The organism is bacterium, assembly GCA_030247525.1.
GTDB lineage: Bacteria > Electryoneota > JAOADG01 > JAOADG01 > JAOADG01 > JAOTSC01.
On sequence record JAOTSC010000041.1, the window covers coordinates 1 to 23,890 of the forward strand.

The window sequence follows — 23,890 nt, forward strand, 5'->3', positions numbered from 1 at the left end:
GATTACTGACTTCGATGGAAACCCCCATCGGACGCAACATCGGCAATTGGCTGGAGACCCGCGAAGCCATCGAGTGGCTGCAAGGCCGCGACGATTTGACCGAAGTGAATGAACTGACGCTTACGCTCGGTGCGGAAGTATTGGATGCAGTGGGGAAGGGACCCTTCGACGCCGCCTACCAACGACTCGAGCAACATTGGCGCAGCGGCCGGGGCTTGGAAATTTTTGCGAAAATCGTCGCTGCACAAGGGGGCGACCCGAAGGTTATCGAACATCCCGAAATCATGCCGACAGCGCCTGTTATCGAATATATCCGCGCGCCGCGCGACGGTTTCCTGAACGGCGCAAATGCCTTGTGGTTCGGGAAAGCCGGTATTACGCTCGGCGCTGGTAGACGCGTCGTTTCCGATACCATCGATCCGCTCGCTGGATTCCGCTTCCTGAAAAGTTGGGGTGATCCGGTCGAGGCTGGGGAAATCATTGCCGAGATTCATGGCTCGGATCGGTTGGTCGCAATGGGTATTGCCTCGCGCGCCAGCGAGCAATTGCACATCGATGAGACTGCGAAACCATTAGCCTCTTGGATTATCCAACGGTACCCACAAACACGGGACAAAGCGAGTCGGAAGGGATAGTCGCAACAAAACCTGTTCGTTGAATTGTTCGTTTTCAGAGCTTCCAAAAGAGACGAATTCGTTTCCGTTGCTTTCGAAAGAAAATCACAACGCCTGTGATCTGATGTACAACGCAGAATCACTTGCTTCGGGGCGGAAAGTTATGGAAATTGAGTGAGAATCGAATTATTTCTGTACATTAGGTCAGCTATCGTTTTACAAGGAAGTGCGTGAACATGACACCCGATTTGGAACCACTATCGGAAGCCTATCGCAGCCGTGTTCTGGTTGTCGATGACGACCGGCATATTGCTGAATTCATCAGTATGTTCCTTACTTACAAGGGATATGATGTTAGCGTTGCGTACTCTGGCGTCGAAGCGCTTGCTAAAGCGAAAGAATGGCGTCCACACCTAATGCTGCTGGATATCGTGATGCCAGAAATGGATGGTATGGAAACGCTTCGCCAGCTCCGTGAATTCGACGAAGATGTGTGTGTCATGATGGTAACTGGCGTCGACGATTTAGAAATGGGACGCCGCGCCTTAATGCTCGGAGCCGTCGATTATATCACAAAACCGCTCGACCTCGATTATCTCGAGCAGTCGGTACTTGTGAAAATGAAGGCGTTGCTCAACGATATCTAATGGAGTAGCGTGCTTGCTTGGGCGCATCGTTTAACGGCTTATTGGTTTCGACCGGTACTTGTGATGCCGGTCGCTTCTCCTCAACGAATCTTAGTCATTGCAATCGGTACGACACCCGACGTCATTGCGGCATCAGCGCCGATCCAATATCTCCATCGTCAATTTTCTAATGCGGAAATCACATTAGTTGCTTCACCATCTGTCGCGCCTTTATTTGAACGGTTGCCCGGCGTGGTTGCTGTTTTTCCCGCCGATGGCAATGAAAAGAAATACCGCTTCCAGCCTTCCTCCGCTTTACTCGCAACTCTACATTCGTTTGCGCCGGAATTGGTCGTGTGCGCGACTGAGAATGGCGCAGTACTCACTGACCAAATCGATGCCGCGTGGAAACTTGGTGTAACGACCGAATGGATCGACCGCCAGCAGCGGTCGGGCTATCTGCAACAAGCTTTCGAGCCGGGAACGCCTTGGCACAAATGGTTCTCCGGGTGGGAACCTCGATTCGATGAACCGATGTTTCCGTACCTCCCGGCATCGGAACCGGAACGGGAGTGGGGCGGGGAACAATGGCAATGTTCGCAAGGGAAACGGGTGTTACTGCTGGCGAATGCTACTTGGAAAAAATACCGGTCGTACTGGACGTTGATTGCTGTGCGGCTGCAGGAAGCGGGATATGCGCCATTACTGACGATTGCCCGCAAGGAAGTCGAAGAACTACCCGATGAGAACTATTTTGTTACCGATTTCGACCGCTTCCCCCGTCAGTTATTGGCGATAAGCGCCGCCGCCGATGCGATTATCGTTAGTGCCGATCTTGCGGCTGCCATCGCTGTAGCGAGTGGCGTTCCAACTGCCCGGTTGGGTGTGTCGGAACCGTTATGGCTTAGTGATTCTACTCATCTTCTGGCATGGCACAACGACCCGGAATTCGATATTTCCGAAACCCTCCATTATCTCGAAGTCCTTTTTTCCCCTCAAGTAATCGAACCGGAAAGTACCACCGAAACAGTGCCGGTTAACGACCAGCAGTAAAATATCTTTGGTCGGATTGATCGTCAGCACAACAGAAAGTTTCATTCTCGTAGCGAATCCAGTTGCATTTTCACTCCGACGATATTATTGTACCTCCCTTTGCAAGAGGAAACCATGAATCAGAAACTATTTTCGTTGTTTGTTTTGGTATTGCTTGTTGTTGGACAAGGGTATGCACTGCCGCGCTTTTCTGCGACTTATGAGCAGAACTGCTTTCTATGCCACGTCAACCCATCGGGAAGCGGTATCCGCAGCTCCTATGGTTCGACGTTTTATGCAATGTCCGAGCTGGCTATCAGACCGGCGGATTCGATTGATATTGCAAAGTATAAACCGAAAATTGCTCCGGGAATCATGGTTGGCGCCGATGTACGGACGCTCTTCACCGCCGACGATTCGACCAAAGGGAACACCGGTTTGCAAATGGAAGGGGATGTTTCTTTTGTATTCCAACCGAACGATGCGTTGGCGATTGTTGTACAACAAGGATTAAGCGGCGTATCGCAAGTTTACGCGAAACAGAGTTTTCAAATCCTCCACAGTTATGTGAAAGCGGGTCGCTTTCGGCCGGATTACGGTTGGTGGTTGGATGATCATACCGCCTTTACCCGGGCTCCGATGCGGTGGCGGGAACGTTACTTCGATACCGGTATTGAGTTGGGCATCCATCCGGAGCGCTGGTATGCGACCTTTTCGGTGTTGAATGGTTCGGGTACTGCCCAGCGCGACAATAATTCACAGAAAGCGTTACTGGTGTCGGCGCGGTATCGCCCCCGGTTGGGAGCGATCAAACTTGGTATTGGTGCTTCGGCGTATCGCTCATTGGAACCGTTGACTGAACTATCGAACCAAGAGGGAACGCTAACGATATACGGCCCTCACTATTCGCTTGCGTTCGGAAAACTGGTGTTCCTCGGAGAGACTGATTGGAAGTCGGCGAAGGCGAGAGTTGGAAGCGCGAAACGAAATAGTCTCTTCACCACGAACACTCTTTACTATGAGTGGAAACAGGGGATAACGCCGCTTGTCAGTTATGAATTCATGGATGAGGATATCGATGCGAAGAATGGGAGTGTGACCCGCTATGCAGTCGGCGCACAGATTTTTCCGACACCGTTTGTTGAGATATCGCCACAAATTCGCATTATCGAGAATGAGATACCCGGAAGCGATAAAAAACGCGCTACCGAAGCGATTGTTAATCTTCACTTCTTTTATTGAGTTGCATCGTTGCTAATCGCGTGCATGAAAATCGAATTGGATAGCCGGTAAGCCGGTGTAGATGGGGGTAAAACGGATGAAGTACTTCGCATTTTTACTTGTGGCGAGTATGATAGTTATTGGTTGTTCCGATCAAGGGGATTCGCCACAACAACCGGGAAATAGTTTACAGGTAACCGGTTTTTCCGTCATACCACATTATGGGACGGATAGCGTTTGGGTGGAGTTAACTTGGAGTGCGACGCCAAGTGCCGAAAGCTATATGATTCATCGCGGGTACGGGCACGAGATTCCCAACGAAATGCTGGCAAGAGTGACTGCGCTCAGTTACACCGATCTTCAGCTTGATCCGGCAGCGATGTATGGTTATCAAATCATTGCGGAACGTGGACAGGATGTTGGCGAATCGGAAGTAAAGTACATGGCTCCACGCGATACGCTTCATTACTCAAGTGTGGAAGCGGTGTTGAACAACTCTTGCGTTGCCTGTCATAGTGGTGGTTCGCCATTGGGAGGATGGTCGGTGAGTGGATTGAGCGCGGCAGTGACCAATCAATCGCTGAACTCTTACCGGGGATCATCGAATAATCTGGTCGTGAAACCGTTTGAACCACTTACTTCAAACCTTTACCTGCGAGTAATCCATACCAATCAATCGTTACGGATGCCACAAGGTTCCCCCCAACTACCAAACTCTGAAGTAAACCTGATCCGAAACTGGATTTCGCAAGGTGCGCTGGAATAGAAATATAGTCATATTGATTTGAAAACTTACTCGTGTGTGGTATGAAATCTACTTTGTAGCTTCGATCCAAAAACCACTCTTAAAGGGACGTGTTATTGTTCCACCAGCTGTCGTATTAATTCTTTCAAGGCGATTAATTGTCAATCCCGATATTGTAAACATGTCACGAATGGAAGATTCACTCCATTCGTTGACATGGTATTGATACCGCGTATTGGTGATGATCTGAACTAACGATCGAAACGATCTTCCATTTGGTGTCGAGAGAAACAAACGCCCATTCGGTTTCAAAACGCGGGCTAATTCACGAGTGTGGAAAAGTGGATTGTAGAGATGTTCAAAAACTTCAAAACTGGTAACAGTATCAAAGTGATTGTCGGGATACTCTAAAGGTAACAAATCGAAATCGACATCAGACAAGTGTGCTTTTATTTGAAACTTTTCCTGTAGAATCGAAAGAAACTCCGATTCTCCGCCGTCGTCGAACCAATTACCCTTGATGTCAACGTTTGCTAATGTGTACTTAATCCTTGGGTTTCCGCGTGGATCCAACTTCGTCGGTTCACCTTTCATCGAGTCTCCTGTCTGTTTTAACGTTCGCTTTATGATTTGCTACTACTTTACAATTAGAACTTGTAGCAAAACACAAGACGCTTCAAAAAACATTGGAAATATAACTTGAACAAGCTATTCGAGCAAGTGTAGGATTAATGAAGAGAACCGATGTGTAACAAAAAAAACTCAAAAACCGTAATTCTTTGGTAAAACTATCCGATGTGGTTTCTTTTTAGTTACTTGTATGAATTTTTTTTATAAAGGTGTGAATTGTTGTTTATATGAGTGTTTATCGTTAACTTATCTTGAGTATCTTGTGTTCTTTTCGATTTGCACAGTTACCCATACCTTAGGTTCTTTTCGATTGTGCTAACTTGGAGACTTTGATGATGCAAGCAAAGATAATCGACGGTATGTTAAGACCTCGCTCTCGGTTCTTATCCTTACTCCTACTTGTAATTGTCGTTTCAACCTCGTACTCAGAGAACTATTCGCTACAATTTGGTGGGAATGGTTATGTATCAACGCCCTCAACCGGCATACCCTTCGGGGCAAATCCACGTACGGTTGAGTTATGGTTTAAAACGAACGTGGTTCCGGCTACAAATACATCTCTCTTCACACAAGGTGCGAATGTCACGGGCGGTATGTTCAATTTACGCATAACTAATCCGGGGTATCCATCTTTTTGTGGTTGGTCGCGGGATTTTTCTGGCAATATCGTAGTAACCGATAATCAATGGCACCATTTCGCGATGACTTATTCTAATTCGATGGTGCAGCTCTATATTGACGGTGAGTTGAACGCATCTGCCAATTACACACTTAACACCTCCTCTTCGATATCTCAGTTACGAATTGGATGTATGTATACGACCGCTCCACAATATGAATATTTCAACGGTAAAATTGACGAAGTGCGGTTTTGGAATGTCGCTTTAACGCAAGTTCAGATCCAAGCGAATATGAGAAGTCGTTTAAACGGTACCGAAGCGAATCTGGTAGGATACTGGCGACTCGACGAAGGAGTGGGAACCACCACCGCCGATGCTTCCGGGCATGGTTTGACGGGAACATTGGCATCGCCGACTTGGAGTACCGATGTGCCATTTTTCTACTCAGCACTCAGTGTTCGTCCAACTTCGATCAATTTTGACACTGTCACTGTCGGCAATACGGTGCGGGATTCGGTTTGGGTGATTAACCGCGATCCAGTTGCAAGAACACTTACGTTATGTCGAATCACCCGTACTCAATATTCCTTACCAATCGATATTCCCTATACCATTCCATCAATGGATAGTGTTGCAATTCCCATTCTCTTTGCGCCAGATACGATTGGCAGTTTCAACGACTCTTTACGCTTGCAGTTTGATAATGAAGTTGCCTTTCGCATCCCTGTGCAGGGATCGGGTGCTGGAACCGTTTTAACATTGCTGGAACCGATTCCTCCTGACACCTTATGGTTAGGATATACAGTCCCAATTCGCTGGCTCGCTTCCGGTATAACCGGAGTTGTTTGGGTCGAGGTTAATCGCAGCTATCCCACCGGTGAGTGGGAGATGCTTTCGGGAATCATGAATGCCAGCGTTAGGCAGTATTTATGGATTGTTAACGGCGAGGCGAGCGATTCCGTTCGGTTTCGGGTTACTTCAGCTTCCTCCGGATTAACCACAATAACCTCTGGGAATCTTTCCATCAGGCGAAAATCACTCACTTTGTTGGATCACCATGGTACGGTACCACTGTTTATCGGTTCGCTGGATACGATCCGGTGGTCGCACTGTGGTGCTGGCGCAACCATCGGCATTGCAATAGCAAGGAATGGTATCGGCGGGGAATATGAGTCATTGTCTGATTCGATACCGACAGAGCAAGGGTATTTCCCATGGACAGTAACGGGCCCGACAACGACGGAAGCCCGCTTTGTGTTGTATTCGGTAACATACACCGAGTTGGTCGATACCAGTGAATCTGCCGTTACGATTTCGAGTGCGTTGCTTGAGTATTCTCCCAATGCTATTGCCTTTGGCGATACCCGTATTCACTCTGCCCGTAACCAAATCATCACATTCCATAACCGGAGCAGTGTTCCCATTGCAATGCAAGGGGTGACTGGTGGGGTCGCGAATGGATTTGGCCGGAGTTGGCTCAACTTACCACCGGATAACATGATACCAGCTGGTGATTCGGTACAGTTAAACGTCCAGTTTGTTCCCGATACAATGGGGTTGTTTCGCGATACAATACGGGTGGGATTTCAATTACCCTTCCCAACTGCAATGATCCCTGTGAGTGGCTTTGGTTATGGCTGTTATGCCGAGTTAAGCGACTCGATACTTTACTTTGGCAATGTCTTGGAACCGACTCGAATCGATTCCATGAAAACATGGCTCAAGTGTATCGGGGGAAATCGAGCATTGACTGATGTCCGATTCTTACTTACGAATCCGGCATATTCGATTTATCCGTTCGATCTGAGCGATATTGCGGTTGGTGATAGTGCTCAATTCACAGTCTATTTCCAACCGAATACAGTAGGAACTTATTCCGGTCGTGTCCTTATTACGAGCAATGCGGTCAACTATGATACCATGCGGGTATATCTGACTGGATTTTCTGAGTACTACCCGGCGACCCCGAGCAACTTGGATATCTCGATCAATGGCGAGAACGCTCTCCTACAATGGGATCGAGTTGATACTTCGATCAGTGGCGCGCCAATCACCGTTGACCGCTATATAGTCTTCTTCCGTTCGGTTGGCAACGGGCCGTGGTATTACTTAGGATCGACGCTGGGAGCGAATACGCTGACGTTCCAACATGACCGGGTCGTAAGGCACAGCCCGGCGATGTATTATGAAATTCGCGCCTGGCTTGACCATGAGAACGATAGCGATTTTTGGAATACGTTGCCAATGGGAACACGGATCGATGAAGATGTGATGTTCCGTAGAATTCGGTAATGTAACAGAATTATGTAGCAAGAAATGGGCGGGATTTCCTGCCCATTTTCTTTTTGGGCACCTTTTTATGGTTTACGAACGAAGTGTGGCATTTCGAAGGGGATTTCCAGCGACATTTCGACGAATCCGCGATACTCGCCATGTTCGAACCATGGGGATTGATAGATCATTTTTTTGATGCCGTTCTTCTCAATCGTATAGACATTCTTCTCGTGGCTTTTCAGCATTTCGATGAGTTTTGTACGTGACGGTTCGGGGTGACAATCTAATAAACTGGTTCCGATGAGTTTTGCACCGCCATCACCATGAAATGTATTACAAGCCCGCTCGTTCATGGCAAGGATGATGCCACGGTCATCGCAAACTGTAATCGCGGCAGGGAATTCGAGTACCCAATCCATCGAGAGAATATTTTCCATTGTTCATCCTAATAATTGTCACAAGCGAGATTTCAATGAAATGCGATGCAGCATTACTTTCCCGGCAGCAATCTTCCGATGACGATACCGATTGCAATACCGGTTACAAACACCATGGCTACTGTTCGCCAGTTCAGCACTTCGCGCCCTTTTCCTTCTGCGACCATTTTCATGCTGACAACATAACCAAGCGCATTCATCAGCCAAATAAACGGTAACGAAAGTGCGCCGACCAACAAAGGACCAATAACCGGAATCAGACCCAGCAGCGCAAGTAAACCAGAAAACACTTGTCCGACCAAACCGATGACTAACAGAATCGCGGCAATCACTGGTTTGTCGACACCGATCAATATTGCTGCGATTGCTACCAAAATCACGATTGATAATAGAAGCATCCGTCGGATAAACCACCGTTTACGTTTTACTGAATCGGTCGGCGGTTCGAGCAACTTCAAGAACGAGCTGCGAGATTTTTCCAGCGATTCCTGAGGAGTAGTTTTTCGATGCGATGGAATCTCGTCGGGAAGCGGCTCATCGCGCTCTTCTTCGACGAGAAGCTGCACGATATCCTGCTCGACTTTCTTTAATTCGGCTTTCCGGTTGTGTTGTACCTGACGCTTCTTGGCTTTTTCAGAGGTTGCCATCCCAAATCCAAACTATTTAACTGCTCAAAATACATCGGTTCACAACGGTTCGGCAACCGTCGCCCTCCCGAATTTCCGACCGAAAGATTGCTCACTGTCACTCAAAATAGCTTGTGTGGCAAAGTAAGAGCTTCGTATGTTATCCCGATGCACATTTTCCTATCCGACGTTCACCTTTTCAGCGGACGCGCCGACGATATCGAACGACGCGACCGAGTTATTCGCTTTCTCCGGCAAATCGTGAGAAATGCCGATGCTTTATGGATTGGAGGTGACCTCTTCGATTTCTGGTACGAGTGGAAGCACGCTATTCCGAAAGTTCACTTTGAAGTGTTGGCGGAATTACGCTCGCTCGTAGATGCTGGCGTTCCCGTCCACATGATTCCCGGGAATCACGATTTTGCGATCCAAGAAAACTTCTTCACCCAACAAGTAGGCATCACGATTCATCCAAGTCCGGACGCAATTGTGTTGGACGGTGTTCGAATTCACTGGGTGCATGGCGACGGTGTTGCCGCGAGTGACGGCGGCTACCGGTTCCTCAAGCGAATCCTCCACAACCGGTTTGCACAAAGAATGTTCCGATGGATTCATCCCGATTGGGCGATGGGTATTGCACTGGCGACTTCGAAAAGTTCCCGGTACAAATCGGAAACGATTGGTGTTCCTCCCGATGAAGAATATCAGGCGTATGCGCAATCGGTGCTGTCGCAGGGCATTGCCGATGCAGTAGTGATGGGACATACTCACCAACCGAAGATTGTGGCACTGCAAAACGGCAAGTATGTAAACACCGGTGATTTTATTGTCGAGTGTTCCTATGGCGTACTCGATCACGGTGAGTGGCGAATCGAGCGGTTTGAATATGATCCCACACACGGCAGCAACCGGGTACGCAAGCAATGAGCCGACCGCCTCCCCTGCATCAACGCAGTAACCGGACGCCACATCGTAAGCAGACGCCACAGGTTCGCTGGTGGTTGTGGATAATCATTGCCTGTGGATTGTTTCTCTTCGGGGCAGGTATCATTGTGGGGGTCTGGTACTATTATCACCACGATTTGCCATCGCTTGCCCAACTGGAAAAGTACGAACCGAAACTTGCCTCCAAAGTCCTTGCCAACGATGGTACCATACTAACGCAATTCTTTGTGGAACGCCGTGATTACGTGCCATTAGCGCGGATGCCGAAGAATATAAAGAATGCAGTACTCGCCATTGAGGATCACCGTTTTTACTCACATTGGGGGGTCGATTTATTCGGAGTGATGCGCGCTGTTGTCGTCAATGTTGCTACCATGTCACGCAAGCAAGGAGCCAGTACGATCACGCAGCAGCTTGCCCGAAATCTCTATTTCGGTCCGGAAAAATGGCTTACCCGAAAAATCAAGGAACAACTTACCGCGATTCAAATCGAACGCACCTACGCCAAAGATGAAATTCTCGAAATGTATTTGACGCAAGTCTATTTCGGACATGGTGCGCATGGAGTTGGTGCGGCGGCGCGGCGCTTCTTCTCAAAGGATATCTCGGCATTGACTTTACCGGAATGTGCGTTGCTTGCCGGAACGATTCAAACTCCCGGCAGGAATTCGCCGATTAAGTATCCGAAACGGGCAAAAACGCGACGCGACATTGTTCTAAAACGAATGTACGACGAGAACATGATTTCGTTCGAGGAGTACCGGCGCGCGCTGTCGACACCATTAGCACTTAGTTTATCCGAACCGAACGATGCGTTGGGAATTGCGCCTTACTTTACCGAAATGGTGCGGCAGGAGCTGGAGGAACGCGGCGACACTTTGAATGTCGATTACCTGAAAGATGGTCTCGTCATTCATACTACGCTGGATGTGCGGTTGCAGCAATGGTTGGAGGAATCCGTACGCGATCATTTCGCAATGTTCGATAAAGAGTATCATCCGCAAGCCTATCGCCGGATTGGCGGCGAGCGATGGATGCGAACCTATCATCCGAAAGAGTATGCGATTTTTGGTAAAACGATGGAATCGAATATCGCTATGCTCGATTCGTTGTTGCCGGAAAAAGAAAAACTACAGATCGCGGCAGCGATGATCGATCCGAAAACAGGCGCAATTTTGGCGATGGTGGGTGGTAGAAACTTTGCGAGATCGAAGTACAATCGTGCCGTCCAAGCAACCCGGCAACCCGGTTCCACCTTCAAACCGTTTGTCTATGCGACGGCGCTGCAGAAAGGGTATGAACCGGATGCTAAGGTTTCTAATGCGCCGATTGCGATTTCGATTGCCGGACAAAAAACGTGGCGTCCGCAAAATTACGATGGGAAATCCGGCGGAGTGTATCAATTGCGCGACGCGCTCAAACAATCGCTAAACCTCTGTGCTATTCGCGTCTGTAAAGACATGACCGGTATTCAATCAGTGATCGATATGGCGCACACAATGGGTATCACTTCGCAAATCCAACACTATCTCCCGATTGCGATTGGCGCGAATGGTATCAAACTGATCGAAGCAGTGAATGCATACGGGGCATGGGGACAAGGCGGTATTTTACCGAAAACGCATTTTATGACAAAGGTCGAGGATAATTCCGGCGCGCTATTATATCAACGCCGCCTGCAACGTACCGAAGCTATCGACGAAGAAACCGCTTACCTCATTACCGACATGCTGCGCGATGTAATTAATGCCGGCACCGGCGCTTCCGCCCGTAGCAAATTTCATTTTACTGCCGACGCCGCCGGGAAAACCGGAACGACGAATTCCTTTACCGACGCATGGTTTGTCGGGTATACGCCGCAGGTAGCATTCGGGGTGTGGACAGGTTTCGACGATCCCGCGCGCTCGCTGGGTTCCAAAAAAACGGGGGGTGTGATGGCGCTGCCGGTGTGGGCGAATACGCTGGTGAAAGCATATACCGCCAGACGATTTACCGATGAACGCTTCCGCGCGCCGGCAAGCATCGATACTGTAAAACGAAAACGCCGAAGCACCGCCTCCCTCACTGGTCGAGAAGAATAATTTATTTGGTAGCGACAGGTCTCCAGACCTGTAATGATGGTAGGGACAGGCGTCCCCGCCTGTTTTCGTGGCCGCAACATTCTTGTCGTGGTAGGGGCGAGATTCATCGCGCCAGAGTAGATAGAAGAGGTGGTTACAGGATTCCAATCCTGTCTTCGTTTTTCTGTTCCAATTGTACAGGTCTGGAGACCTGTCGGTACCCATCCGTAGGGGCGGCTGGCAGCCGCCCGAGATGAAACGAGTCGAAGCGTTTCGACCCCTACAACCAATGCTACTCAACGCTAATATTTTTGTTTTTGGCGATAACTCCATTGACTTGTGTGATTTTCTTTGGTAGTATACAAAGGAAACCAATTTGCACGATGGAGCAATCATGAACATCCATAAGTATAACCTCACCAACGTAATCATTACCCTTCTAATCGTATCGATCACAACTGCGTTCGCGCAAGATAGTTCCGGTGTGCATTGCCTCGGAAGATTTTGGCACACCTACTCACAGGATGTCGCGGTGCAAGGAAGTTACGCTTATGTTGCCGATGGTTCTTCCGGTTTACGGATCATAAACGTGAGCAATCCGGCAACTCCGGTACAAGTGGGGTTCTGCGAAACCCCCGGCTATGCTGTGGGCGTAACCGTATCAGGTAATTTCGCCTATGTTGCCGATGGCAGTTCTGGCTTGCGGATTATCAACATCAGCAATCCGTCCAGTCCGCAACTAGTCGGATTTTACGATACTCCCAGTTCTGCTACCGGTGTGGCTGTCTCCGGAATTTACGCTTATGTAGCCGACTTTATGTCCGGTTTGCGAATTATCAATGCAACAAATCCGGAAAACCCGCAAGAAGTTGGTTTCTACGATACCCCCGGCTATGCTGTGGACGTAACTGTTTCCGGCAGTTATGCCTATGTCGCAGATGATTATAACGGTTTACGGATCATCAACATCAACAATCCGTCAAATCTGCAAGAAGTGGGATTCTACAATACCTACGCTTTGGGTGTATCGGTCTCCGGCAATTATGCCTATGTTGTCGGTGATAATTCCGGCTTTCGGATTGTCAACATCAGCAATCCAGCAAACCCGCAGGAAGTGGGTTTTTACGATACCCCCGGCTATGCTAAAGATGTAACGATCTCCGGAAATTATGCCTATGTAGCCGATGGGGATTCCGGTTTATGTATAATAAACATCAGCAATCCTAGTAGTCCAACTCAAGTTGGTTTCTACGATACCCCCGGCTATGCTTTTGGCGTAACGGTTTCCGGTGATTTCGCCTATGTTGCCGACTATAGTGAAGGTTTAGGAGTAATCAATATTGCCAATCCAGCAAGCCCGCAATTAGTTGGTTCTTGCTTCATACCCGGTATTGCTCATAGCGTATCGATCTCCGGCAATTATGCCTATGTTGCCGACTATAGTGCTGGTTTACGAGTAATCAATATTGCCAATCCAGCAAGTCCGCAAACAGTCGGTTTTTGCGAAACTCCACGTTATGCTTATAGCGTATCGATTTCCGGCAGTTATGCCTATGTAGCCGATCTAATGTCCGGGTTACGGATACTCAATATCAATAATCCAGCAAATCCTCAGGAAGTTGGATTCTATGAAACCCCCGATTTTGCCGATGATGTAACCGTTCTCGGCAATTACGCTTATGTTGCCGCAGATAATTCCGGCTTACTGATTGTCAACATAAGCAATCCGTCAAGTCCGCAATTAGTCGGTTCTTGCTTCATACCCGGTTCTGCTGATGGGGTAACTGTCTCCGGCAATTATGCCTATGTTGCAGTCAATGGTGCTGGCTTACGAGTTATCAATATTGCTAATCCGTCAAGTCCGCAATCAGTAGGTTCTTGCTACACACCCGGTGCTGCTGGGGTAACTGTCTCCGGCAACTACGCCTATGTTGCCGATGGGGGTTCCGGGTTACGTATCATCAACATCAGCAATCCAACCAACCCTCAAGAAGTCGGTTTTTACGATACTCCCGGCTATGCCGCTGGGGTAACTGTCTCCGGCAATTACGCTTATGTTGCCGATTGGAGTTCCGGATTACGTATCATCAATGTCAGTAATCCAGCAAGTCCTCAGGAAGTTGGGTACTACATTACGCAAGATATCGCGGATAACGTAGCTGTGGCTGGCGATATTGCTTACGTCGCCGCAAGACAAGAATTTGGTATCTACGATTGTTCACAGGCATTGGGTGTGGTTGATCGGATTGGCGGAGAGATACCTAACGATTTTCGGATAGAAAATATCTATCCGAATCCATTCAATGCGACCGCAACACTCACCTATACCTTACCCAATACCGCGAATGTGAAATTGGAATTGTTCGATATTACCGGAAGAAGTGTCGGAAAATTGTTCGATTGGACACAGGATGCCGGTACCTATTCCGTGAATATCAATAGTGACAATCTTTCCTCAGGTACTTATTTCGCACGTCTCTCGGCAGGCACACAATCCCTTTCGCAGAAATTTGTTGTACTGAAGTAGGGGGTAGCGACAGGCGTCCTCGCCTGTAATTGAAATATTAATCGTTTGGGGCGTATGCCATACGTCCAAAATTGGGTACCGACAGGTCTCCAGACCTGTAAACTTCTTTATCTTTTTTGCAACTAAACAGGTCGGGAGACCTGTCAGTACCCATCCTACAGGCGGGGACGCCTGTCTCTACTACTTCTTTCTATACAGGTCTGGAGACCTGTCAGTACCCTCTAATCTCCCCTGCCCTAACCCCCATTCCCTGATTAATTTCGCCAGAACCGGATACGGGGAAGATTGACAGGATCGACATCGAATTGAATCCCATCGGCGCGACCGGGTCCCGTACGGTTTTGTCCGCGGCGTTTTGCCCACATCGGCAAGGCAGCAAGGTAGGTCGCCGTACCGCCGCCATATTTTTGATTCAATCGCATAATCGCTTTTGTCAAGCCGGCGGCGCGCTCATCCTTTTGGAAATCGCCAAAGATGTCCGGCGCATTGGGGCCGGCGGGATCAACATCGACCACCACGCCGGTGCCGCGATAAATCGTGCCAGAGCGAAACAGTTTCTCGAACGCTCTTCGCACCGCGCCGATGATTATTTCGTAATTATTCGTCGACCGCTCCGGCATCGCTTCCGCCCACTGCAACGAAAAATCTTTACTCCGGAGAAAGAGTTGAACCCGATTGGTGTAGAGATTTTTCGCTACGAGAATACTCACGACACGCGCCGCATGATAAGCACAAGCGGCAAAGACCCGGTCGGGATCGGTAGTCTTGAGATCGAAGTTCGCGGTGCGGGAGACGCTTTTCGGTTGGGCTTCTTCGGTCTCGAGGCGGTACATCGCATTGCCATGCAGCTCGAGCCACATGTCCATGCCGAGTTTCCCCATCCACTTTTTCACTTGTTCAAGCGGCGTCTCGTAAAATTGTAGCGCGGTTTGCAAACCAAAGCGTTCGATGCGGATTCCCCAGCGCGAACCAAATCCCCAGATATCGCACACCTCGCGATCATCTAAAAACGCTTCAAGATTGCCATCGTGGATGTAAGAAAGCCCGTCCGGTTTTTGATAATCAGAGGCGAGTTTCGCGATGGTTTTCGTATGTCCGATACCGACCGAAACTGTAATGCCAACTTCTTCGCGCACCCGTTTTTTTATCATCCGTCCGATTTGCTCGTAATCCATTTTGTATAAGCGGTCGAGTCCGGTGAGGTCGATAAATCCTTCATCGATTCCGTAAATTTCCAATTCCGGGCTGATCGATTTGAGTACCTCGAACATTTTGTAACTAACATGTCCATAAAATTGGAAATCGGCGGGATAGAAAATCGCGTTGGGAACAACTTTTCGAACTTCCCAGGTCGGTGAGCCGACCGTTACGCCGTGGGGTTTCAATTCGTAGGAACGGGCAATCACAATCGCATTCACCGAGGAGCAGACAGCGACCGGCTTGCCGTTGAGCGAGGGGTCGCGCAACCGCTCGCACGACACATAGAAACAATCGGCGTCGACGTGGGCTATTACTTTGCGTTCCATAGCCTTAAATTCAGGAAGTTTTGGTGTCTGCACAAGACCACAACCGGTAGCGGTGAAGAAAAATAACTCCACAAGAATTCTGAGGTTACGTCATGTCCGACCAGTTCACTCCCCGGCTCGAGCCGCTTTCCATCGTCCTCTCCGCCGACGCTTCCGATAAGAAGCCGAGTACGCGCGGTCTTACCGGCTGCGGTTTCAGCAAACGCATTGCCGGACAGGAGCTTAAGTATCATTCGCCGCATCCCGACGCCGACCAAACGCTTTTGTTGCGGGCAAAAACCGGTTTTCTCAATATCGAGTGGGAGACCGAAGTGGTTCCAGACCCGATGGGAGAGGAAAAAATAACTTTCATTTGGTTGTCGGCGATGGGTGGTCCGCAATGGGCGCCGCACAATTTCCGGTTATTCGTTGACGATATGTACCGGTTCACTTTTTCGACCTGTGCCGATTTAGCGCAGAAAGATTTCGAGTACATCGATAATGCTGGGGCATCGCTCACATTTACATCGACCTTAGTCGATACCCGGAGCGATGTCTTCGGTTACTTCTTTTTGACTTTACCGACCAACCAACTAACGCCCGGCAAGCCGCTCCGGTTACGGGTTGAGGCGGACGACGAAGGGAGCAGCGATTGGCTGCTGGTCTTTCAATACACTTTCGATTTCAAACCACGCTTCCGGATCGAACCGCTCATTCTCCGAACGGAACAAGGCGCTCGTCAGACCTTGCGAATGGTTGTCGATGCGCTCAATTGTGGTCAGGTGGCAATTACGCCGCCAGCTTCTCCGGCATCGACCCATCCTCTGCAAACCGGCGCGAATATTCTTCCTATTCCCATTCCGGTAATTGAACAAGATGCGATTTTACCTATTCGGATTTCGTATCCCGATGGTTCGATGGAACTGGTCGAATTTCCGGTGCAACCGGTAGCAAAACGCGACGTCTATCTCATCCCTTATTCGCACAACGACATTGGATACACCAATCATCAAAGCGAAGTGCAAGCGAAACAGTGGCGCAATATCGAGCAAGCGATTACGCTGTGGGAAGAGACAAAACATCTCCCCGATGGCTGCCGTAGTAAATGGAATCTGGAAGTGATTTGGGCGCTCGAGTCGTGGTTGGAACAAGCTTCGCCGGATTGGATTGCGCGGTTTCGTAATGCAGTGAAAGAAGGGGGACTCGGACTCAATGCGTTGTGGGCAAATTTCCTGACTGGTCTCGCATGCGAAGAAGAACTCGCGCATTTCGTAAAGTTTGCAAAATCATTGCAGGAAAAATATGGTATTACCATCGATACTGCTGTCCAGACGGACATTCCCGGTTTCAGTTGGGGAATTGTCAAAGCGCTTGCCGATGCCGGAGTGAAATATTTCTCGATAGCGCCGAACGAATTCGACCGGGTCGGTCACATTTACGAAATGGGCGATCAGCCATTCTATTGGTTATCACCTAACGGCAACGAAAAAATATTGACTTGGATTGCCGGTGCGAGCTATTCGCTGTTTCACCAAGGGGAATTGAGTAAACTCGGCGATGAACGGTTGTTGCAATATCTCCGCAAACTCGACGCTACTAAGTATCCGTACGAACTCGCGTTTGTTCCCTACACCATCGGCGGGGATAACGGACCGCCCGATCCAACGCTGCCGCCCTTTGTTGCCGAGTGGAATGAGCGATATGTGTCACCCACCTTGCGGATTGCGACGCATCACGAGTTCTTCCACGATTTTATAAATCAGTATGGCGAGTCTTTTCCGGAACGAAGCGGTGACCTTACAGGATATTGGGAAGATGGCGCAATGTCGACCGCGGCGGAAACAATCCAATGCCGCAATGCGGTGGATATGTTGTTACAAGCGGAAGCAACCAATCGCATTTTCTTCGCAGGAAATGCGATTACCGCTGAGGAGAGTGAAGCGGTTTGGCAGAATATCCGCTATTACGATGAGCATACGTGGGGCGCTTTCAATAGCGTATCGGAACCGGAACTCCCATCGGTGGTGGCGCAATGGGTAACCAAACAGAAATTTGCCGTGGATGCATACGATGGCGCTGCGAAATTGTTGCGGAAGACATTGCAAATGTTGTCGCAGCAAGCAGGTGTAACCGACGAGCTGCTTGTCGTCAATACCTTGCCGTGGGATCGCCATGAAATCGTCACAATTCCGTCGTCGAAAGGAAAGCAGGGCAATTGTCTCCAGGATGAAACGGGTGAAGAGTACCCATTGCAACGATCTGCCAATGGAGAAGCATGGTTAGCATCGGTTCCGGTTCCTGCCAATTCCTACCGTAAACTATCTTTCGTTACAAAGGAAATCGATCAAAGCAAAACCGCGAACGAATCCAACGATCATCTCGAAAATGATTTTCTCTCAATAACATTAGATGCTGCTACCGGAGCAATACAAAGTCTGATAACCAAGAGTGATGGGAAGGAGTGGGTCGACGGGAAAAGCGGTTTCGGGATTGGACAATTCCTTTATGTACCGGGCGCCGATCCGAACACAGCGCAGCAAGTTGCCAATGTAAAATGCACTTTGAAAGAAACCGGCGGTGTGCGATCATCATTGCTGGTGACTGCCGACGCGCCGGGTTGCAGCGCGTTCGAGTGTGAATTTTCTATACCGTCGGATCGTCCGCAGCTCGAAATTCGGCTTCGCATCGATAAGGAAACGAATCGTAAGAAAGAGGCGGCACATCTCGCATTTCCGCTCCAAGTTCCAGAAGGGATCGTTCGTTACGATGTCGCGGGTGGAATCGTGATTCCCGAGCGCAATCAATTGCCCGGCGCTTGTAAGAATTTCTATTCGGCGCAAAGTTGGTTCGATGTATCGAATGCGGAGCGTGGGATGGCATGCGCGCTGCTCGATACACCGCTCATCGAAACCGGTGCGATTACCGTCGAGACGGGATGGTTACGCGAAGGTTCGCAGCAACCGCCGGTATTTATCTACTTGCTGAACAACTATTGGCACACGAATTACAAAGCGGATCAGGAAGGTATCATCGAGTATCGATTTGTATTGATGCCGCACGGAAGATTTGATCCATCGGAAATAGCACGATTCGGAAAAGGGTGTCGCCAACCATTGCTTGTCGCGTAAAATGGTGGGTACCGACAGGTCTCCAGACCTGAATGCGCTTTTGGGTAGGGGCGGACTTCCACGTCCGCCCGCATGAACTACGGGTCGATTTAAAATCGACCCAGTGCGGCGAATGCCGCATAAATGGTTGGACAGACAGGGGCGTCTGTCCCTACTTCAATACAACGAATTTCTGGGAAAGGGATTGTGTGCCCGCCGAGAGTCGTGCAAAATAAGTACCTGAGGAAAGATTGTCGCTATTAATTTTCACCGAATAGGTGCCGGCATCCTGTGTCCAATCGAACAATTTCCCGACACTTCTTCCAGTAATATCAAACAATTCTAATTTCACTGCTGCAGTGTTCGGTAAGGTATAAGTGAGTGTTGCTGTCGCATTAAATGGATTTGGATTGATCTTTTCTATCTTAAAATCATTGGGTATCGCTGTTCCAATTCGATCGACCACACCCAATGCCTGCGAACAATCGTAGATCCCGAATTCTTGTCCGGCAGCCACATACGCGATATCGCCAACCACCGAAACATCTACAGCGTTGCCGGGGGTATCATAGAATCCAACTTCCTGCGGATTTGTCGGACTGTTGATGTTGATAATCCGTAATCCGGAAGAATAATTGGCAACAAAGGCGTAGTTCCCGGAAACAGTTACACCCCTAGAATAGCCGGGAGTATCGTAGAAACCGACTTCTTGCGGATTTTCCGGATTGCTGACGTTGATGATTCGTAAACCGGCATAATCATCTGCCACAAATGCGTAACTACCAGAGACAGTTACATCATAAGCATAACCGGGAGTATCGTAGAATCCTACTTCTTGGGGGTTTGCCGGATTGCTCACGTTTATGATCCGTAAACCGGAATAGTCAGTGGCAACATATGCATAATTTCCGGAAACGGTTACACCAATAGCTTCGCCGGAAGTAAAGTAGAATCCGACTTCCTGCGGACTTGCCGGGTTGCTTACATTGATAATCCGCAATCCGTAGTCCCAATCGGCAACATAAGCAAAGTTTCCAAAAACCTTTACACCAATAGCTTCGCCGGAAGTAAAGTAGAATCCGACTTCCTGCGGACTTGCCGGGTTACTAATATTGATTACCCGCAAGCCATAGTTATCATCGGCAACATGGGCATAATTTCCGGAAACCGTTACACCATTTGCATAACCGGGAGTATCGTAAAGGCCCACTTGTTGCGGACTTTCCGGATTGCTGATATCGATTATCCGCAAACCTGATGAATTATCGGCAACATAGGCGTAGTTGCCTTGCACTGCCACATCCCGCGAGTTGGTGTTCCAAATTCTTCCGAGGCATCTAACATTCAAACTATCTTGTGCAAACGAAATCGTAAACGATCCGAGGAAAAGGAGAAGAAGAAACAGTCGGGTGTAACAGCGGTGCAAGTTCATGGCAACTCCTACAAAGTAGTTATCAAAAAGTAGCCACCAATTTTTCAATCTGCAATGAAAATTCGTCAAAGAAGAAAAATAATCTACACGGAATCGGGCGGCTGCCAGCCGCCCCTACGGATGGGTACCGACAGGTCTCCCGACCTGTACAATTGGAACCGAGAAGAGAAGACGGGATTGGAAGCCCGTAACCACCACAGAATTGGGCGAACCAGTGGTTCTGCCCCTACAATCGGGCGCGATGAATCTCGCCCCTACATTACAGGTCTGGAGACCTGTCGCTACCCTTACATATTGGCTCGCAAAAAAAAGTTAATTGTACATCGAATCGGCGAGCTCTTGGATGCGAATCAGTTCGGCGGGACAGTCGTTGAAAGAGGCAGAAAAAATTTTTCGTTGTTCGAGGGTGGAAAATGGTAAAATTGGTTCGAGCAATCCCGGATTCGACACCAACTCTAATGGCGATACCGGCGGCTCATCCTGTTTGCGCCAACTGCACAACCGGTCGGCAAGTTTCACCAAATACATTGCCTGAGCGTCGGGATGATTCTCTGGTGGGGTATGATGCCAGTGCAACATATCGATCATGCTTCCCGAGAATCGCCAATACTTTGCCAAATAGCTCGAAAGCTCGGCATGATCGTTTCCCAAACACTCACGCTCCAATTCCAATGGATCGCCACCTTTCCCGACTCCGGTTAGAATTCTTCCAAACTCCTCAGGAAAGTAATGTCCAATCACAATATGCCCGATATCGTGCAAAAGAGCAGCCGTCGCAATTTCACCTACTTCACTTTCCGGGTACTGCAATTTCCTGGTGAGGTATCGCACCATCGATGCGGTCGAGACACTGTGCTTCCAAAGAATGCGGCGGTCGAAGCGCTGATTGGTTGTCCCCCCGAATACATTCACCACCCCGATACTCGATATAATCAGAATAATGCCATTAACACCGATTGAGAGAAACGCATCGGTGAGTGAACTGGTTGGTTTTTGTCGACCGAAGTAAGAACTATTAGCGATTCGCAACAACCGCGCCGTCAGCGCTGGGTCTTTGGCGACTACCGATTGGAGCGTATCGAAACTGACGTTCGGATTTTGCAAATGGTTCAACACCTCGACCAGAACACTGGGAAGGGTAGGTAGGTTGGATATCTCTTGCATGCGGCTCAGCGCATAACCCGGTGGTCGATTCATATCTGTCAAGGTCGATAAAAAAAAGGAGTAAAAAAAATCACTTATCAGGAAAATACCTGTTGCCATGTGCGATTGCCCACGAAGTTCTGCTTATCGGCTCCCAGAGAACGTAAGAGCAAATACTGCTTGTGTTTATTGGGAACCAGCGGAGAATCGCTCGACGAGGTATCGCTTGTGAGTTTTTATCTATGCAGTTGCCTTGCGAGAAGGATCGTGTTACTTCCTATCAAAAGATACACATTTCCATGACTGTCATCGGCATTTCGGTTGATTTCATTTTGATGCAGTCTCGATAAAATCTGTAATTACAAAGCTCGCTCCTTCCGAAAAGCGGGATACAAACAATTTTCATGAAACGTAGTCATAGCTTTCGTTTTTACTGATTTATGTTCAAGAATCACAATAATTTCGACGGTTGCTGTGCGGTCGCATTGGTTGTTATCGTCCGCCTTGAATAACGTATGATGAACTCACACGTGAGATACATCAACTTTTGGAATGACTGTGAACATAACGAGCGAAATCATTATTGTCGATCCCGACCTCAAGCATCGCAATAGCTGCGTGAGCGCGCTAACGAGAGCGTTGGTGCCAGTATCGTCGATGGAGCGCGCTGATCAATTATTCGATGCATTGCACCGTGGAATGCCGCCCGCCGCGCTGTTGTTAGCAGTTGATCTGGGGTTAGAAACGATTGCGCACTTATTGCGGGAGTATCGCAGCGCACTGCACTATCCGCCACACCAACCATTGCCAGTCATTCTCTATACCGTCGACTCTAATACGGACGCTCGCGATATTCTCGATAGTTGTGGTGCCTCTTTTCTTTTACGACGACCATTCGCAAACCGTTTGTTGATTGATACCGTTTGTTCGGCGCTGCGGTTACGCGATCAAGCCGCTGCTGCCCACTTTGAGTTGGATGACGCGCCGGTTTCAGTGCTGCCGGCAGAGGATGCATCGGACTTTATGCGCGCTGTCATCGATTCGATAGGTATCGGCGTAATTACGGTTCGTACCAGCGGGGAAGTCATTTTCGCGAATCGTGCGGCGATCCTGATGCTCGGCATCGAAACCAATTACACAATTGGAATTCCATTGCGACAACTTTTCGGCGATGAGGCATCGAATCGAATACTGCATGCAAAGTTGACCCACTACTTACTGGCGCGTGAGCTTTCCATCGATACGCCGCGCGGCCCGATGACGGTCGAGTGTTCCCTGAATGAATTGCGAAAACCGGATGGTATGGTCGATGGAATTACGATTATTTTCCGCGATTTAACACAGCTGCACCGGTTAGAGGAGGCGGTGCACATGTTCAGCCGGAGTATACTCGACTCGCTATACTCCGGTGTCATGACGGTCGACTCGCACGGCCGCTTGGAATTTCTGAATCGGGCAGCGTGCGAAGTGTTTTCTGTATCCGGGGATATGGTAGTCGGTGCGCCGCTTGGGATTCTTGTCGGGGAAAAAGCAGCACAGGAGATGCTGGAAAAATCAAGTGAGGATAAGCCGTGGCAAACCTATGAATTGGTGTGCGATGTGAATTACAACCGGGTACAAATCGGGTACTCGGTATCGATACGCACTAACCGGCTTGGCCAGCAAGTCGGTACTGTGATTCATTTCCGTGATATTTCCCTGATCAAGCACTTGCAAGACGAACGTATCCGTCACGAGCAATTGGTCTCGATGGAGGTATTGGTCTCGGCATTGGCTCACGACATTCGGAATCCACTGACCAGTATCTCGGCAATGGCACAGTTAGCAAAGCTGAAACTCCCGGAAGGGCATCCCGCCGAAGACCAGTTAAAACGGATTGTAACGCAGGTGCAACGGCTCAACCGGTTGTTCCAATCGTTCTTTGCTGCGATCCGGGTTAGCCGTGAAAAACCGGAACTGGTGGAAATCGAACAAGTTATGCAGCTTGCCACAGAATTGCTATCCAGCAAATTCCAAGCTCGACAGATTGAATTGTCATTTTACAGTGAAGTACCGCAAGCAAAAGCCTATGCCAACCCCGACCAACTTTTGCAAATCCTCCTAAACCTATTGGTTTTCAAAATCAATAATGTAAATTCTAATGGTACGATTGGTGTGGAAGTTTATCCGCTCGATACAGCAATTCTTAACCCGCCGGAAGAGCACTTCCGGATGGAAGCAATTCGACATAGTTACATCGGCGGCGGTACGGTTGTCCGGATGAGCGATACCGGACCTATTCCGCCCAAAGAGATTTTGAATCGATTGTTTGATCCGTTCTTTCGGGCAGAGGCCGGTGGTTCCGAT

17 protein-coding genes are annotated in these 23,890 nt (G+C 48.9%); 11 read left to right on the forward strand and 6 right to left on the reverse strand.

All coding sequences use genetic code 11. The annotated features are described in order from the left end of the window. From OEM52_05825 to OEM52_05845, 5 genes are all read left to right on the forward strand, one after another. The coding region (locus tag OEM52_05825; protein MDK9699645.1) for a hypothetical protein at positions 1 to 635 on the forward strand (635 nt) is incomplete at its 5' end. 215 nt (positions 636 to 850) lie between these two features. After that, a complete protein-coding gene (locus tag OEM52_05830) occupies positions 851 to 1,261 on the forward strand; it encodes a response regulator (GenBank protein ID MDK9699646.1) in 411 nt (136 codons plus the stop codon). Between the two features lie 9 nt (positions 1,262 to 1,270). After that, positions 1,271 to 2,293: a hypothetical protein gene (locus OEM52_05835; GenBank protein MDK9699647.1), complete on the forward strand. Its 1,023-nt coding sequence runs from the start codon at positions 1,271 to 1,273 to the stop codon at positions 2,291 to 2,293. A 114-nt stretch (positions 2,294 to 2,407) separates the two neighbouring features. After that, entirely contained in the window at positions 2,408 to 3,514 is a 1,107-nt protein-coding gene (locus OEM52_05840) for a hypothetical protein (GenBank protein MDK9699648.1), read from the forward strand. A 76-nt stretch (positions 3,515 to 3,590) separates the two neighbouring features. Next, positions 3,591 to 4,259 (forward strand): hypothetical protein, encoded by a 669-nt coding sequence (locus OEM52_05845; protein MDK9699649.1) that lies wholly within the window; start codon positions 3,591 to 3,593, stop codon positions 4,257 to 4,259. A 48-nt stretch (positions 4,260 to 4,307) separates the two neighbouring features. Here OEM52_05845 and OEM52_05850 read toward each other — a convergent pair whose 3' ends face one another. After that, positions 4,308 to 4,832 carry a class I SAM-dependent methyltransferase gene (locus tag OEM52_05850; GenBank protein MDK9699650.1) on the reverse strand — a complete coding sequence of 175 codons (525 nt, stop codon included), beginning with the start codon at positions 4,830 to 4,832 and terminating at the stop codon, positions 4,308 to 4,310. A gap of 368 nt (positions 4,833 to 5,200) precedes the next feature. Here OEM52_05850 and OEM52_05855 point away from each other — a divergent pair, with 368 nt between their 5' ends. After that, the gene (locus tag OEM52_05855; protein ID MDK9699651.1) at positions 5,201 to 7,780 is read left to right on the forward strand and encodes a choice-of-anchor D domain-containing protein; all 2,580 of its coding nucleotides are present in this window, start codon (positions 5,201 to 5,203) and stop codon (positions 7,778 to 7,780) included. Positions 7,781 to 7,845: 65 nt separating this feature from the next. Here OEM52_05855 and OEM52_05860 read toward each other — a convergent pair whose 3' ends face one another. Together OEM52_05860 and OEM52_05865 are read right to left on the reverse strand one after the other, a co-directional pair. After that, a complete protein-coding gene (locus OEM52_05860) occupies positions 7,846 to 8,199 on the reverse strand; it encodes a diguanylate cyclase (protein ID MDK9699652.1) in 354 nt (117 codons plus the stop codon). A gap of 53 nt (positions 8,200 to 8,252) precedes the next feature. Next, on the reverse strand, positions 8,253 to 8,846 hold the full coding sequence (locus OEM52_05865; protein MDK9699653.1) for a DUF4112 domain-containing protein: 594 nt from the start codon (positions 8,844 to 8,846) through the stop codon (positions 8,253 to 8,255). A 147-nt stretch (positions 8,847 to 8,993) separates the two neighbouring features. Between OEM52_05865 and OEM52_05870 the strand changes: the two genes are divergently transcribed. The 3 genes from OEM52_05870 (at position 8,994) to OEM52_05880 (ending at position 14,357) form a co-directional block, all read left to right on the forward strand. Then, a complete protein-coding gene (locus tag OEM52_05870; GenBank protein MDK9699654.1) occupies positions 8,994 to 9,752 on the forward strand; it encodes a UDP-2,3-diacylglucosamine diphosphatase in 759 nt (252 codons plus the stop codon). Then, the gene (locus OEM52_05875) at positions 9,749 to 11,851 is read left to right on the forward strand and encodes a PBP1A family penicillin-binding protein (protein ID MDK9699655.1); all 2,103 of its coding nucleotides are present in this window, start codon (positions 9,749 to 9,751) and stop codon (positions 11,849 to 11,851) included. The genes OEM52_05870 and OEM52_05875 overlap by 4 nt, the downstream gene beginning before the upstream one ends. A gap of 373 nt (positions 11,852 to 12,224) precedes the next feature. After that, positions 12,225 to 14,357 carry a T9SS type A sorting domain-containing protein gene (locus tag OEM52_05880; GenBank protein ID MDK9699656.1) on the forward strand — a complete coding sequence of 711 codons (2,133 nt, stop codon included), beginning with the start codon at positions 12,225 to 12,227 and terminating at the stop codon, positions 14,355 to 14,357. Between the two features lie 254 nt (positions 14,358 to 14,611). Here the strand turns inward: OEM52_05880 and OEM52_05885 are convergent, their stop codons facing one another. After that, positions 14,612 to 15,883 (reverse strand): DNA polymerase IV, encoded by a 1,272-nt coding sequence (locus tag OEM52_05885; protein MDK9699657.1) that lies wholly within the window; start codon positions 15,881 to 15,883, stop codon positions 14,612 to 14,614. A gap of 92 nt (positions 15,884 to 15,975) precedes the next feature. On the opposite strand from OEM52_05885, the gene OEM52_05890 reads away from it, so the two are divergent. Next, complete coding sequence (locus OEM52_05890) at positions 15,976 to 18,990, forward strand: hypothetical protein (GenBank protein MDK9699658.1); 3,015 nt, start codon at positions 15,976 to 15,978, stop codon at positions 18,988 to 18,990. Between the two features lie 151 nt (positions 18,991 to 19,141). Here OEM52_05890 and OEM52_05895 read toward each other — a convergent pair whose 3' ends face one another. Both OEM52_05895 and OEM52_05900 read right to left on the reverse strand, forming a co-directional pair. Beyond that, a complete protein-coding gene (locus tag OEM52_05895) occupies positions 19,142 to 20,401 on the reverse strand; it encodes a T9SS type A sorting domain-containing protein (GenBank protein ID MDK9699659.1) in 1,260 nt (419 codons plus the stop codon). 312 nt (positions 20,402 to 20,713) lie between these two features. Continuing rightward, positions 20,714 to 21,664: an HDOD domain-containing protein gene (locus OEM52_05900; protein MDK9699660.1), complete on the reverse strand. Its 951-nt coding sequence runs from the start codon at positions 21,662 to 21,664 to the stop codon at positions 20,714 to 20,716. A 438-nt stretch (positions 21,665 to 22,102) separates the two neighbouring features. Here OEM52_05900 and OEM52_05905 point away from each other — a divergent pair. Then, positions 22,103 to 23,890 (forward strand): PAS domain-containing protein (locus tag OEM52_05905; protein ID MDK9699661.1); only part of this gene is annotated, 1,788 nt, incomplete at its 3' end.

Excerpts from the sequence above, each read along its gene's own strand:
- OEM52_05885 (MDK9699657.1), bottom strand. The coding sequence starts at position 15,883 with ATGGAACGCAAAGTAATAGCCCACGTCGACGCCGATTGTTTCTATGTG.
- OEM52_05855 (MDK9699651.1), top strand. The coding sequence starts at position 5,201 with ATGATGCAAGCAAAGATAATCGACGGTATGTTAAGACCTCGCTCTCGG.
- OEM52_05860 (MDK9699652.1), bottom strand. The coding sequence starts at position 8,199 with ATGGAAAATATTCTCTCGATGGATTGGGTACTCGAATTCCCTGCCGCG.
- OEM52_05830 (MDK9699646.1), top strand. The coding sequence starts at position 851 with ATGACACCCGATTTGGAACCACTATCGGAAGCCTATCGCAGCCGTGTT.
- OEM52_05870 (MDK9699654.1), top strand. The coding sequence starts at position 8,994 with ATGCACATTTTCCTATCCGACGTTCACCTTTTCAGCGGACGCGCCGAC.
- OEM52_05890 (MDK9699658.1), top strand. The coding sequence starts at position 15,976 with ATGTCCGACCAGTTCACTCCCCGGCTCGAGCCGCTTTCCATCGTCCTC.
- OEM52_05880 (MDK9699656.1), top strand. The coding sequence starts at position 12,225 with ATGAACATCCATAAGTATAACCTCACCAACGTAATCATTACCCTTCTA.
- OEM52_05865 (MDK9699653.1), bottom strand. The coding sequence starts at position 8,846 with ATGGCAACCTCTGAAAAAGCCAAGAAGCGTCAGGTACAACACAACCGG.
- OEM52_05875 (MDK9699655.1), top strand. The coding sequence starts at position 9,749 with ATGAGCCGACCGCCTCCCCTGCATCAACGCAGTAACCGGACGCCACAT.
- OEM52_05895 (MDK9699659.1), bottom strand. The coding sequence starts at position 20,401 with ATGAACTTGCACCGCTGTTACACCCGACTGTTTCTTCTTCTCCTTTTC.
- OEM52_05850 (MDK9699650.1), bottom strand. The coding sequence starts at position 4,832 with ATGAAAGGTGAACCGACGAAGTTGGATCCACGCGGAAACCCAAGGATT.
- OEM52_05900 (MDK9699660.1), bottom strand. The coding sequence starts at position 21,664 with ATGGCAACAGGTATTTTCCTGATAAGTGATTTTTTTTACTCCTTTTTT.
- OEM52_05845 (MDK9699649.1), top strand. The coding sequence starts at position 3,591 with ATGAAGTACTTCGCATTTTTACTTGTGGCGAGTATGATAGTTATTGGT.
- OEM52_05840 (MDK9699648.1), top strand. The coding sequence starts at position 2,408 with ATGAATCAGAAACTATTTTCGTTGTTTGTTTTGGTATTGCTTGTTGTT.